This window comes from Enterobacter sp. BNK-14, assembly GCF_047456095.1.
Classification (GTDB): Bacteria; Pseudomonadota; Gammaproteobacteria; order Enterobacterales; family Enterobacteriaceae; genus Enterobacter; species Enterobacter kobei.
In genome coordinates, this window is sequence record NZ_CP179897.1 from 117,323 (window position 1) to 129,934 (window position 12,612).

13 protein-coding genes and 1 pseudogene are annotated in these 12,612 nt (G+C 53.0%); 6 read left to right on the top strand and 8 right to left on the bottom strand.

Going from position 1 to position 12,612, the window contains the following annotated elements; all coding sequences use genetic code 11:
* On the bottom strand, positions 1-237 hold the full coding sequence (locus ACMGGM_RS00615; protein WP_014883567.1) for a DUF1656 domain-containing protein: 237 nt from the start codon (positions 235-237) through the stop codon (positions 1-3).
* A gap of 186 nt (positions 238-423) precedes the next feature.
* Between ACMGGM_RS00615 and slyA the strand changes: the two genes are divergently transcribed.
* A complete protein-coding gene (gene slyA, locus ACMGGM_RS00620) occupies positions 424-864 on the top strand; it encodes a transcriptional regulator SlyA (protein ID WP_021241135.1) in 441 nt (146 codons plus the stop codon).
* A gap of 37 nt (positions 865-901) precedes the next feature.
* On the opposite strand, the gene ACMGGM_RS00625 is transcribed toward slyA, so the two are convergent.
* Both ACMGGM_RS00625 and slyB read right to left on the bottom strand, forming a co-directional pair.
* On the bottom strand, positions 902-2,263 hold the full coding sequence (locus tag ACMGGM_RS00625; protein ID WP_063943052.1) for a GGDEF domain-containing protein: 1,362 nt from the start codon (positions 2,261-2,263) through the stop codon (positions 902-904).
* A gap of 200 nt (positions 2,264-2,463) precedes the next feature.
* On the bottom strand, positions 2,464-2,931 hold the full coding sequence (gene slyB / locus ACMGGM_RS00630) for an outer membrane lipoprotein SlyB (RefSeq protein ID WP_014883569.1): 468 nt from the start codon (positions 2,929-2,931) through the stop codon (positions 2,464-2,466).
* Between the two features lie 255 nt (positions 2,932-3,186).
* Here slyB and anmK point away from each other — a divergent pair, with 255 nt between their 5' ends.
* The 5 genes and pseudogenes from anmK to pdxY all read left to right on the top strand — a co-directional run bounded on the left by anmK (position 3,187) and on the right by pdxY (position 7,768).
* Positions 3,187-4,311, top strand: coding sequence for an anhydro-N-acetylmuramic acid kinase (anmK, locus tag ACMGGM_RS00635; RefSeq protein ID WP_045134969.1), 1,125 nt, complete (start codon positions 3,187-3,189; stop codon positions 4,309-4,311).
* Between the two features lie 93 nt (positions 4,312-4,404).
* On the top strand, positions 4,405-4,728 hold the full coding sequence (gene mliC, locus ACMGGM_RS00640; RefSeq protein WP_023338270.1) for a C-type lysozyme inhibitor: 324 nt from the start codon (positions 4,405-4,407) through the stop codon (positions 4,726-4,728).
* Positions 4,729-4,785: 57 nt separating this feature from the next.
* A complete protein-coding gene (gene pdxH / locus ACMGGM_RS00645; RefSeq protein ID WP_008500575.1) occupies positions 4,786-5,442 on the top strand; it encodes a pyridoxamine 5'-phosphate oxidase in 657 nt (218 codons plus the stop codon).
* A 125-nt stretch (positions 5,443-5,567) separates the two neighbouring features.
* A pseudogene (tyrS, locus tag ACMGGM_RS00650) lies at positions 5,568-6,841 on the top strand (tyrosine--tRNA ligase).
* 66 nt (positions 6,842-6,907) lie between these two features.
* On the top strand, positions 6,908-7,768 hold the full coding sequence (pdxY, locus tag ACMGGM_RS00655; protein WP_045134970.1) for a pyridoxal kinase PdxY: 861 nt from the start codon (positions 6,908-6,910) through the stop codon (positions 7,766-7,768).
* A gap of 77 nt (positions 7,769-7,845) precedes the next feature.
* On the opposite strand, the gene gstA is transcribed toward pdxY, so the two are convergent.
* From gstA to rsxG, 5 genes are all read right to left on the bottom strand, one after another.
* Positions 7,846-8,451, bottom strand: a complete 606-nt coding sequence (gstA, locus tag ACMGGM_RS00660) for a glutathione transferase GstA (RefSeq protein ID WP_014883574.1) — start codon at positions 8,449-8,451, stop codon at positions 7,846-7,848.
* A 105-nt stretch (positions 8,452-8,556) separates the two neighbouring features.
* On the bottom strand, positions 8,557-10,065 hold the full coding sequence (dtpA, locus tag ACMGGM_RS00665) for a dipeptide/tripeptide permease DtpA (protein ID WP_045134971.1): 1,509 nt from the start codon (positions 10,063-10,065) through the stop codon (positions 8,557-8,559).
* A 605-nt stretch (positions 10,066-10,670) separates the two neighbouring features.
* Positions 10,671-11,306 (bottom strand): endonuclease III, encoded by a 636-nt coding sequence (gene nth, locus ACMGGM_RS00670; RefSeq protein ID WP_008500570.1) that lies wholly within the window; start codon positions 11,304-11,306, stop codon positions 10,671-10,673.
* A complete protein-coding gene (locus tag ACMGGM_RS00675) occupies positions 11,303-11,989 on the bottom strand; it encodes an electron transport complex subunit E (RefSeq protein WP_045134972.1) in 687 nt (228 codons plus the stop codon). The genes nth and ACMGGM_RS00675 overlap by 4 nt, the downstream gene beginning before the upstream one ends.
* A gap of 2 nt (positions 11,990-11,991) precedes the next feature.
* Entirely contained in the window at positions 11,992-12,612 is a 621-nt protein-coding gene (gene rsxG / locus ACMGGM_RS00680; protein WP_058690708.1) for an electron transport complex subunit RsxG, read from the bottom strand.

Below are 12,612 nucleotides of genomic sequence, written 5' to 3' on the forward strand. Positions count from 1 at the left end.
TCACCACACGGTCAAAACAGCAAGGCCCAGACTGACACAGAGGGCGAACAGGGAGAGATCCATCAACATGGGATGCCAGATTTCGCCGGAATACATCCAGTCGCGAAGCAGGCGGTGCGCAACGAGCCAGAGGATAAAGCCCACCAGCACGGCTTTAAACAGGGGAGGAAAGTAGACTGACGCACCGAAGATCAGGTCCTGGAGGGGTAAACCCTCTGAGCGATGAAAAAAGGTCACAAGCAGAGATCCTTTGCAGTGAACAGAATGCCGCGTTGGCTTGTCTGAGTATAAAGAAGCATCAGAATTCAGTGTAAGTCATACTTTTGAGTTAGATGAATGCAGTATTGCATTTGTTTTGCCAATACAAATGCTGCACACTATTCTAAAATCAGTATAATAACTTAGCAAGCTAATTATAAGGAGATGAAATTGGAATCGCCATTAGGTTCTGATCTGGCAAGGTTGGTACGCGTCTGGCGTGCTCTGATTGACCATCGCCTGAAACCTCTGGAATTGACACAGACGCATTGGGTCACGCTGCACAACATTCATCAGTTGCCGCCTGACCAGTCGCAAATTCAACTGGCAAAAGCGATAGGTATTGAGCAACCGTCGCTGGTGCGTACGCTTGATCAACTGGAAGAGAAGGGGCTGATCTCCCGGCAAACCTGCGCCAGCGATCGTCGCGCCAAGCGGATTAAACTCACCGAGAAAGCAGCGCCCATTATTACCGAAATGGAAGCTGTGATTACCAAAACGCGCGGTGAAATCCTTTCAGGCGTTTCACCGGCGGAGCTGGAAATGCTCATCAGCCTCATTGCTCGCCTTGAGCAGAACATCCACGAGCTGCAGTCTCGCGACTGACCAGACAACAAGGCCTTGCATCTGCAAGGCCTTTTTCCTACCTAAAGACAACGACGCGGTTTCGGCCAGTCTCTTTCGCTTCATACATCGCTTTATCGGCGCTTTCCACGCACTCTTCTGCGGTCACGGACGATGATGTTGCCGTAAACACACCCATGCTGATGGTAATGGGCTCCGGTAGCTGACCTTCGCTGGTGGTTTTATCAAAGCTGCTCAGCTTCAGCCGTATGCGTTCCGCCACCTGGCATGCTGCGTCTGAAGGGGTATTTGCCAGCATCAGGACAAACTCTTCACCACCGATACGCGCCGCGATGTCCTGCGGGCGCACGGAATCCACCAGCAGATTGGCGACAAACTGTAAGACTTTATCCCCCTGCAGGTGACCGTAGTTGTCGTTGATGCGCTTGAAGCGATCGAGATCGCTGACGATAACCGAAACAGGGCGGCTGGATTTTGCGACAGCCAGCGCCTGATTTAACGATTCATAAAAATAGCTGCGGTTATACAGGCGCGTAAGCGGATCGCGAATCGAATTCTGATACGACTGTTGATACTTTGAATGCGATTCACGGTACAAGCTGAAGACATCGCAGAGCAGAACAAAAATAATCAGCAGCGTGGCGACGGTTTCAAATAACCGGGCGCGATACCACGATATGTCTTCGGCATGCCCACCCAATAACAGCATTAAGAGCGTGACGATATAGCAGACACAAAGAAAATTACCGGTCACCCAGAACAGATTACGTACGCGCGTCATAAACATCAGCGTTGCTAATGTCACCACCCAGAGGACAATTAAAGAAATATTAATGCTGTGGCTCCAGAGAACCATAAACTGACGCGTTTCATTATCAACTAGATCGAGGGATAAAAAATCAAAATGGCTGGAATACATCCACGCCACCATCACGCCACCGGCAGTAAAAAGAAATGTCGTGCTGACGATAGCGATATGCGTCAGCCGCGAAAGGGGCTGATTACGCAGGGGAAACAGCAGGGCCGAAGCGATGAACAGGACCGCCATGATGAGATGGCGGAACATATAGTAGATCATCGCATCGTTATAGTTCACGACGTTGAACTGGTAGAGATCCAGCCAGGCGGGAAAACTGGACAGCGTTCCAACCATCAGCAATGCCGAACCGGCAAAGGCAAAAGCGATGGCAACCAGATACAGACGCCTCTTATCACACCAGTATTTCATTGCCATAAAACAGGCAATAAACAGGTGAAATACCAGTAGAAAAATGGTGAGCGTAGGGAACAACAGCGGCGAAAAGGAAGGAACCCATTCAACCAGTGTTGAAAATAAACCCTGTAATATTCCGATGACAACAACACAACCGAAACAGAACGAGAGATAACGACCTTTTACAGTAAGACTATTCGCAAGCATATAAATTTTTTTAAATAATTAAAAATGAATGAACAGGAGGTAATAGCGAAGAGTCTAATCAATTGAAACAATAATTACTTTGCGCAGAAACAATATACGATGGGGTAAGTAATGGGCGGGTGAATATATTTTGTAAATATATTCATGAAAATGATATATATTGTAAAGGGATGTGGCCTGATAGCCACATCCCGTTTTAATTAACGTGGGGAAACGGTCACCTGGCTTCCGTTGCTTGCCAGCACGACACGCTGACCAGCAGAGAAACGGGTATTCCCCTGTTTCTGAACAACCATAATGGTGCTGCCGTCGTCTTTACGAATTTCCAGCTCAACACCCTGCGTTTTGTTCATTGCACCCTGAACGCCCTGGCCTGCAACACCACCCGCCACAGCGCCCGCAGCGGTCGCCAGAGAACGGCCTGTACCGCCGCCAACGGTATTCCCGAGGAAACCACCCAGAACAGCACCGCCGATTGCGCCCATAACGTTGTTGTCATCGCCACCCTGAATTTGTACAGGACGGGCGTTAACAACGGTACCGTAAGTCACGCTCTGAACCTGTTTTGCTTCAGAAGCGCTGTAAACGTCGCCAGACAGTGAGCTGTCATTCACACAGCCAGCCAGGGTTAAACCAATCAGCGAAACGCCCAGTACACGTACAATCATTTGAATCTCCTGTTCACCAAAAACGCCCAATTGGAGGCATCCGTTATGGCTAAATTATATGGCATAAGGGGCCATAGTTCATATCTTTGCACTAACAATAAGAAAATTGTACTTGAATTTGACTTAACGAGACATAAACAGGTTCTGCTCATGTCACCCGCATGACATTGTTAAAAAATATTATCGCTGGATGGCAAAGCCGTGCTGTTTATGGTTGAGTGGATAACCTTAGCCCACGCAACGTAAGGAAAGCGCATGAAATCGGGTCGCTACATTGGTGTGATGTCGGGCACCAGTCTGGATGGGGTAGATGTCGTTCTGGCCGCCATTGATGAACGTATGGTCGCTCAGCAGGCGAGCCTGACCTGGCCCATTCCCATTTCACTGAAAGAGGATATTCTGAGTATCTGTCAGGGGCAGCAATTGACGCTCTCTCAGCTAGGGCAACTTGACGTCCGCCTGGGAGCACTGTTTGCTGATGCGGTACAGGCGTTAATGCAAAAAGAAAATCTTCGACCGCAGGATGTGGTTGCCATCGGATGCCATGGTCAGACCGTCTGGCATGAGCCGGTTGGTGATGCGCCGCATACGATGCAAATCGGTGATAACAACCAGATTGTGGCGAAGACGGGCGTCACGGTCGTCGGCGATTTCCGTCGTCGCGATATTGCGCTTGGCGGCCAGGGGGCACCGCTGGTGCCGGCGTTCCATCAGGCGCTACTGGCACACCCTTCAGAACGCCGGATGGTGCTGAATATCGGCGGAATTGCCAACGTGTCAATGCTCATTCCCGGGCAGCCTGTCCGCGGCTACGATACCGGTCCAGGTAATATGTTAATGGATGCCTGGATCTGGCGGCAGTGCGGGCAACCCTATGATAAAAACGCCGAGTGGGCGAGCGAGGGTAAAGTGATTCTCCCGCTGTTGCAGTCGATGCTCAGCGATCCCTACTTTGCTTTACCGGCGCCGAAAAGCACGGGGCGTGAATACTTCAACGTTGGCTGGCTTGAACGTCAGCTGGCGCCATTCCCGGCACTGGCTCCGCAGGATGTGCAGACGACGCTTGCCGAATTAACGGCGGTGTCGATCTCTGAGCAGGTACTTCTCAGCGGCGGATGCGAACGTCTGCTGGTGTGCGGCGGTGGAAGCCGAAATCCGCTGGTGATGGCGCGTCTGGCCGCGTTACTGCCGGGTACGGAAGTGACCACGACAGACGAGGCGGGTATCAGTGGGGATGATATGGAAGCGCTGGCTTTCGCCTGGCTTGCCTGGCGCACCATCGCCGGGCTTCCGGGTAATTTACCGTCGGTGACCGGCGCGCGCGAGGCCAGCGTCCTCGGGGCGATTTACCCGGCAAATCCTCGTCATAATCAGAGTTAACTGAAATTCAGCGCGGCGTCTCGTCGTTAGAATGGAATGAAACAGGAGGGCAGCCATGCCCTCCAGGACCAGGAAAGTCTTCGGAATACGCCCATGAAAAAAATTCTTCTTATTGTCGCGCCTTTATTGCTGTCAGGATGCAGCGTCTACAACCAGTTCCTTGAGCGTATGCAGACCGATACGCTGGAGTATCACTGCGATGAAAAACCGCTGACCGTGAAGCTGAATAATCCACGTCAGGAAGCCAGTTTTGTTTATGACAATAAACTGCTGACCCTCAAGCAGGGCATGTCGGCCTCCGGGGCACGTTATTCCGACGGTATCTACGTCTTCTGGTCGAAAGGGGATAGCGCCACGGTCTACAAACGCGACCGCATCGTGCTGAACAATTGCCAGCTTGAAAATCCGAAGCGTTGAGATTTTTACAGGGGCGGCGCACAATAGCGCCACCCAATCTCAACGTCAGCTAACGCCATGTCAGATAACGACGAACTGCAGCAAATTGCGCATCTGCGCCGTGAATACACCAAAGGCGGCCTGCGTCGCCAGGATCTTCCCGCTGAACCCCTCGTGCTTTTTGAACGCTGGCTGAAACAGGCCTGTGAAGCGAAACTGGCCGACCCAACGGCCATGGTTGTCGCAACGGTAGATGAAAACGGTCAACCGTATCAGCGCATCGTCCTGCTCAAGCATTATGATGAGAAAGGGCTGGTGTTTTATACCAACCTCGGCAGCCGCAAAGCGCACCATTTAGAAAACAATCCGCGCATCAGCCTGCTGTTCCCATGGCACATGCTGGAACGTCAGGTCATGGTCACCGGCAAAGCGGAACGTCTCTCGACCCTTGAGGTGGTGAAATATTTCCACAGCCGTCCGCGTGACAGCCAGATTGGTGCCTGGGTTTCAAAACAGTCCAGCCGAATCTCTGCACGCGGTGTCCTGGAGAGCAAGTTCCTGGAACTGAAACAGAAGTTCCAGCAGGGGGAAATCCCACTGCCAAGCTTCTGGGGCGGCTTCCGCATCCCGATTGAGCAGATTGAGTTCTGGCAGGGCGGTGAACATCGCCTGCACGACCGCTTTTTATACCAGCGCGAGAACGGCGGCTGGAAAATCGACAGACTGGCACCGTAATCCCCGAAATTTGTTGATTTAAGCGCTAGCGCACACCGCGCTTGCGCTTTATTCTATGGTCCTTTCGCATCAGGCGAAAAGTCGTGTACCGGCAAAGGTGCAGTCGTTTATACATGGAGAATTTGATGGCAAGCAGTAACTTGATTAAACAATTGCAAGAGCGGGGCCTCGTGGCCCAGGTGACGGACGAGGAAGCGTTAGCAGAGCGACTGGCGCAAGGCCCGATCGCGCTCTATTGCGGCTTCGATCCCACCGCTGACAGCTTGCATTTGGGGCATCTTGTTCCATTGTTATGCCTGAAACGCTTCCAGATGGCGGGCCATAAGCCTGTTGCTCTGGTGGGTGGTGCAACCGGTCTGATTGGTGACCCAAGCTTTAAAGCCGCTGAGCGTAAACTGAATACCGAAGATACCGTGCAGGAGTGGGTGGATAAGATCCGCAAACAGGTTGCACCGTTCCTTGACTTCAACTGCGGCGATAACGCTGCCATTGCTGCCAACAACTATGACTGGTTTGGCAGCATGAACGTGCTGACCTTCCTGCGTGATATTGGCAAGCACTTCTCTGTTAACCAGATGATTAACAAAGAAGCGGTGAAGCAGCGCCTGAACCGTGACGATCAGGGTATCTCCTTTACCGAGTTCTCCTATAACCTGCTGCAGGGCTATGACTTTGCTTGCCTGAACAAACTGCATGGCGTTTCCCTGCAGATTGGTGGTTCTGACCAGTGGGGTAACATCACGTCCGGTATCGACCTGACCCGTCGCCTGCACCAGAACCAGGTCTTCGGCCTGACGGTTCCACTGATCACCAAAGCAGATGGCACCAAATTCGGTAAAACGGAAGGCGGCGCGGTGTGGCTGGATCCGAAGAAAACCAGTCCGTACAAATTCTACCAGTTCTGGATCAACACGGCGGACGCCGATGTTTACCGCTTCCTGAGTTCTTCACCTTCATGGATATTGCAGACATCAACGCGCTGGAAGAAGAAGACAAAAACAGCGGTAAAGCACCGCGTGCACAGTATGTGCTGGCCGATGAAGTGACCAAACTGGTTCACGGTGAAGAAGGTCTGGCGGCGGCGAAACGCATTACGGCAAGCCTGTTCAACGGTACGCTGAGCGATCTGAGCGAAGCGGACTTCGAACAGCTGGCGCAGGACGGTGTGCCGATGGTTGAGATGGAAAAAGGGGCTGACCTGATGCAGGCGCTGGTGGACTCCGAGCTGCAGCCGTCTCGCGGACAGGCGCGTAAAACCATCGCGTCTAACGCGATCACCATCAACGGTGAGAAACAGGCTGACCCGGAATACACCTTCGTTGACGGCGACCGTCTGTATGGACGCTACACGCTGCTGCGCCGCGGTAAGAAAAATTACTGCCTTGTTTGCTGGAAATAATTAACAGTCTCCAGGGGCGTGGGAAACCACGCCCTTTTTGTTTTTTCAGGGTTTGGTAAGAAAAAGATGAAGAACATCCTCGCCATTCAGTCCCACGTTGTTTTTGGCCATGCGGGCAACAGTGCAGCGGAATTCCCGATGCGCCGCCTCGGTGCTAACGTCTGGCCCCTCAACACCGTGCAGTTTTCCAACCACACGCAGTATGGTAAATGGGCCGGCTGCGTGATGCCGCCCTCGCACCTCACCGAGGTGGTTCAGGGCATTGCGGATATTGACCAGCTCAAACGCTGTGACGCCGTTCTGAGCGGTTATCTGGGCTCAGCCGAGCAGGGGGAGCACATCCTTGGCATTGTGCGTCAGGTGAAAGCAGCGAACCCGGCGGCAAAATACTTCTGCGACCCCGTCATGGGACACCCGGAGAAAGGCTGTATCGTAGCGCCCGGTGTTGCAGAGTTTCACGTTCGCCATGCGCTGCCTGCCAGCGATATCATTGCGCCAAACCTTATTGAGCTGGAGATCCTCTGTGAGCACCCGGTTAACAGCGTAGAAGAGGCGGTAAGCGCGTCTCGCGAGCTGATAGCCCAGGGGCCAGAGATTGTACTGGTAAAACATCTCGCCCGCGCCGGGCTGAGCCAGTCGCGTTTTGAGATGCTGCTGGTGACGAAAGATGACGCCTGGCATATTAGCCGTCCGCTGGTGGATTTTAGCCTGCGTCAGCCAGTGGGAGTGGGGGATGTGACCAGCGGTCTACTGCTGGTGAAACTGCTGCAGGGTGCAACGGTCAGAGACGCGCTTGAGCATGTGACTGCGGCGGTGTACGAAATCATGATTGCGACGAAAGAGATGCAGGAATATGAACTTCAGGTAGTCGCGGCACAGGATCGTATTGCGAAGCCGGAGCACTATTTCAGCGCCACCCGGCTTTAAACGATGCCGGGTGGCGCTGCGCTTACCCGGCCTACAAAATCCGTAGGCCCGTGCAAGCGAAGCGCCGCCGGGCGATATTAGCTAAGACCTTCCGCTTTCAGCGCCGCAGCCACCGCAGGACGCTCCGCCATACGGGTCATATACGATGTAATATGGTCTAACCCTTCCATATTGAGCTTAACCGCCCGTGCCCAGCGCAGCACGGTAAACAGATAGGCATCGGCAATCGTGAAACGGGAACCACAAATCCACTGATCGTCTTTCAGCGACGCGTTTACATACTGCAGCTTTTTCTCAAGAAGCGCGCGCAGGGTCGGTTTGTACTCTTCCGGCGTATCCGGGCGGAACAGGGGAGTAAAGCCTTTATGTAACTCGGTAGCGATATAGTTTAACCACTCCAGGGTCTTATAGCGTGCAATGCTGCCGGTGGGGGCAAGAAGCTGGCGATCCGGTACGTTGTCCGCCAGGAATTGCATGATGGCAACGCCTTCTGTCAGCAGAGTTCCGTCATCCAGCAACAGCGCTGGAACTTGTCCCTTCGGGTTAATGGCAAGGAAATCATCGCCATTCTCCAGACGCTTTTTCATCAGATCAACGCCATCGAGCGTGAAATCTTTGCCGCTCTCGCGCAGGGTGATATGGGAAGCAAGAGAGCACGCGCCCGGTTTGTAGAACAGTTTCATCGGTAACTCCTTTTTGCTGAGGTTTCAGCTATGTTAGTGCGCTAACAGGCAAAAAAAAAGCCGCTAATGCATTAGCGGCTTCTCAACAGTCGTTTCTCAATAATCTTACGCAGTCGCGGTTTCGCTTGCCTTGGCCGTCTTGTCGTCGTCCTGAGTCATACGATTCAGTTTCGGCGCGGTCAGCAGCATCAGAACTGCAATCACCGCTGTCGCGATACCAATCTGCATGAACACGGTGCCGTAGACATTCAGGGAGACCAGTGGGTCAGTGACGTTTTCCGGCACGGCCATCAGGTTCGCAATCTTACCTGCGATAATTGCTGCACCGGCAGTGGTCAGGAACCAGCTACCCATAATGAAGCCCATCAGACGCTGTGGAACCAGCTGTGCCACCATCGCCAGGCCCAGACCGGAGATCATCAGTTCGCCGATAGACTGCAGCGCATAGCTCAGAATCAGCCAGTTTACGGAGACGATACCAGCGTCGGTCGCAAATTTCGTACCCAGCGGCAGCACCAGGAACGCACCGGAGCACAGCACCATACCAATCGCAAACTTGTGCGGCATTGGCAGACGGTCGCCCATCTTGTTATAGATAGCTGCCAGAATCGGGCTGCCAATCATAATCCAGAACGGGTTCAGCGCCTGATACTGCTCCGGCTCGAACGCGATACCCAGGATAGAGTGCTCAACGTTACGAATGGCGAAGAAGTTCAGAGAGGTTGGCATCTGGCTGTACAGTACGAAGAAGATAATCGCTTCCAGCATCAGAATGAAGGCTACAATCATCTTACGGCGCGCAGCACCCTGCATCGCGAACGCTTCTTTCGCGAAGATAACCACGATACCCAGCGCAACCACGCCCAGCACCGCACGTGCGATACCCTGGTTGTGCAGCAGCCAGGTGGCGATTGCCGCCAGAATCACAACGCCCACGATGGTCGCCAGCAGTTTGCCTATATGGACGGGTTCGAAATCGGGTTTTGAACCGTAGTCTTTGACCCAGTTGCGGCAGAACAAGAAGTTCACTACGGTGATCAGCATGCCCACGAAGCTCAGCGCAAACGCCACGCTCCAGCCGAATTTAGCGGCCAGCCATGGTGTTGCCAGCATGGAGAAGAATGAACCGATGTTGATGGACATGTAGTACATGGTGAATGCACCGTCCAGACGTGGGTCATCTTTGCTGTAACAGGTAGAGAGCAGGGAAGACGGGTTCGCTTTAAACAATCCGTTACCGACAGCAATGGTCGCCATACCCATATACACCACTGCGGCGTCATGGCCAGACCATGCGACCAGCCCATAGCCAATCGCCAGAACAATGGCGCCCAGCATGATGACACGTTTGGTGCCGAGAACTTTATCACCCAGCCAGCCGCCGATAGCAACCAGGCCGTATACGAGGGCACTGAAGGAGGAGAACAGCGTGATGGAATCGGCTTCGGACATACCCAGCTGTTTTACCAGGTAAACCGCCATGATCCCTTGCAGGCCGTAGTAACCAAAACGCTCCCATAACTCGATAGAGAAGATGAGATAAAACGCTTTCGGTTGTTTAAAAGCGTTAAGACTCACGCTTTCATCTGTTGGTTTATTGTTTGCAGTCGACACATATACCTCTTTTTTTACATCCCATATTAACGGGGGTGTTCATAGCGTGATGGCCGTAGTCCATCCGCCTTATAGTTATATTGGGAGGAGAAACGGCGGGTAATGTTCACTATCCTGACCCGTCTGGCAATACGTTTGTAATAATCTGTTACATTTATCTGGGGTGGTATAATCGTCGGTTCATGCAAATGTTATTCAGCGTTAAATTTCATACGGTGAGTAAAGGTAGTTTTTTCAACTGGTATTCCCCCTCTCCGATCGGCTTTTGGCGATATGTTCTGCTATTTGCCGTTTGTGGCAGTGATATAGCCCATATTCTGAAAAATAGCTGGTCTTATCTTCCGGTTCTGATCGGTTATATCTTGTCTGGCAAAGGCTTTGGGATGATTTTGACAACAAAAAATCAACATGAAGTTATCAGAGTGATCGCGATCACAGATGTATAGAAATTTTTGGCTATGAAAAAAGTATTAACCTGTTTGAGCGTTAACGCGCCGAACAAGTGATAAGTCAGCAGGGGCAAGAGGCGGATGATTTATGGTCAGGAGAGGGACGTTTGGAAGGCCTTCTCCTGATGTGGGATTGCGATTGTTCAGACCAGCAATTCAGGGATAAACTTTTTCTTTGTATTCACAGAGGTCTTCAATAATGCAGGAGCCGCAACGAGGTTTACGGGCGATGCAGGTATAACGGCCGTGCAAAATCAGCCAGTGATGGCAGTCAACCTTGAATTCGGCGGGCACCACTTTTAAGAGCTTCTCTTCAACCTGCTCAACGTTTTTACCGGGGGCGAAGTTGGTGCGGTTAGAAACTCGGAAGATATGCGTATCCACGGCGATCGTCGGCCAGCCGAACGCCGTATTAAGCACCACGTTCGCGGTTTTGCGTCCTACACCCGGCAACGCTTCCAGCGCTGCGCGGTCTTCCGGCACCTCACCGCCGTGCTGTTCCAGCAAGATCCGGCAGGTTTTAATCACATTCTCTGCTTTGCTGTTAAACAATCCGATGGTTTTGATATAAGACTTCACGCCTTCCACGCCGAGCTCCAGCATCGCTTTTGGCGTGTTAGCGACCGGATAGAGCAGGGCGGTCGCTTTATTGACGCTCACATCGGTAGCCTGTGCAGAGAGCAACACGGCGATCAGCAGCTCAAACGGGGAGGTAAAATTCAGCTCCGTCGTCGGATGCGGGTTCTCGTCCCGCAGACGGGTCAGGATCGCAATGCGCTTTTCTTTATTCATGAGGCCTTCTCGGGTATCCCTTCCTGGACGCTACGCTCTGCTGCGCGGCGCTTACGTTTTTCATCAATCAGGTATTTTACTGCCAGCATCATGCCAAGGCCAATAAACGCGCCAGGTGGCAGCATCGCCAGCAGGAATGGCGTATCGGTATGGAACACCTCGATACGTAGCGATTTGGCCCAGCCGCCCAGCAGCGCATCGGCACCGTCAAACAGCGTCCCGTTGCCGAGGATCTCGCGCAGTGAGCCGAGCACGAACATCGCACCGGTCGCACCCATACCAATCGAAAAACCATCCAGCGCCGACATGGCCGGACTGTTTTTCACGGCGAAGGCTTCCGCACGGCCGACCACAATACAGTTAGTCACGATCAGAGGGATAAAAATTCCGAGCGACTGATACAGACCGAAGGCGTAGGCGTTAATCAGCATCTGGACGATACTGACCACCGACGCAATGATCATAACGTAAATCGGAATACGGATTTCCGACGGGGTCCAGCGGCGCAGGGCGGAGATGGAAAGGTTTGTCAGGGTCAGCACCAGCGTCGTTGCCAGACCGAGACCGAGCGCATTGGTGGCCGTTGACGTCACGGCCAGCAGTGGGCACATCCCCAGCAGCTGAACCAGCGCGGAGTTGTTCTTCCACAGTCCCTGGACAATAACCTCTTTAACCTGGTTCATGATCACTCTCCACAGGCCGGAAGATTGTTGATTTGCGCGGGTAGCGTTTCAGCATACAGCCCGGCCCGTTTTACGGCGTTCACCACCGCGCGCGGCGTGATGGTCGCGCCCGTGAACTGGTCAAACTCGCCGCCGTCTTTTTTCACCGCAAACGCGGTGTCATCTTCACCATGGATCACTTTACCGGCAAAGTGCAAAATCCAGTCGCTCAGACGGGTTTCAATTTTATCGCCCAGACCCGGCGTTTCATGATGTTGCGTCACGCGGGTGCCCAGTATGGTGCCGGAGAAATCGCTGCCGACGAGCAGCTGAATGGCGCCGGAATAGCCGTCGGGCGCCGTCGCCTCCATTACCGCGCCGACCGGTTTATCCCCTTTGCGGGCGATAAACAGGCGGTGTGGGCCTTTTCCAAGCTGCGGCGCGTCTACCACGAAGCAGCTCTTTTGCAGGTCATTATCGTAAAAATCCGACGGGATCACCTGATCGAACAGCGCTTTTTGCTGCTTCACCGCCTGTTCATCAATGGTCGATTTGGTCAGCTCATTCACCAGCGCCGTCATTCCGGTGAGTACGGCGGCGAAAACGGCCAGCGTGACGCCATGTTTTTGCATTGTTTTCAGCAT

What these genes read in the sequence shown, in the direction of transcription:
- rsxG (WP_058690708.1), bottom strand. Translation starts at nt 12,612, where the DNA reads ATGCTGAAAACAATGCAAAAACATGGCGTCACGCTGGCCGTTTTCGCC.
- pdxH (WP_008500575.1), top strand. Translation starts at nt 4,786, where the DNA reads ATGTCAGATAACGACGAACTGCAGCAAATTGCGCATCTGCGCCGTGAA.
- ACMGGM_RS00625 (WP_063943052.1), bottom strand. Translation starts at nt 2,263, where the DNA reads ATGCTTGCGAATAGTCTTACTGTAAAAGGTCGTTATCTCTCGTTCTGT.
- nth (WP_008500570.1), bottom strand. Translation starts at nt 11,306, where the DNA reads ATGAATAAAGAAAAGCGCATTGCGATCCTGACCCGTCTGCGGGACGAG.
- ACMGGM_RS00675 (WP_045134972.1), bottom strand. Translation starts at nt 11,989, where the DNA reads ATGAACCAGGTTAAAGAGGTTATTGTCCAGGGACTGTGGAAGAACAAC.
- slyA (WP_021241135.1), top strand. Translation starts at nt 424, where the DNA reads ATGAAATTGGAATCGCCATTAGGTTCTGATCTGGCAAGGTTGGTACGC.
- anmK (WP_045134969.1), top strand. Translation starts at nt 3,187, where the DNA reads ATGAAATCGGGTCGCTACATTGGTGTGATGTCGGGCACCAGTCTGGAT.
- mliC (WP_023338270.1), top strand. Translation starts at nt 4,405, where the DNA reads ATGAAAAAAATTCTTCTTATTGTCGCGCCTTTATTGCTGTCAGGATGC.
- pdxY (WP_045134970.1), top strand. Translation starts at nt 6,908, where the DNA reads ATGAAGAACATCCTCGCCATTCAGTCCCACGTTGTTTTTGGCCATGCG.
- gstA (WP_014883574.1), bottom strand. Translation starts at nt 8,451, where the DNA reads ATGAAACTGTTCTACAAACCGGGCGCGTGCTCTCTTGCTTCCCATATC.
- slyB (WP_014883569.1), bottom strand. Translation starts at nt 2,931, where the DNA reads ATGATTGTACGTGTACTGGGCGTTTCGCTGATTGGTTTAACCCTGGCT.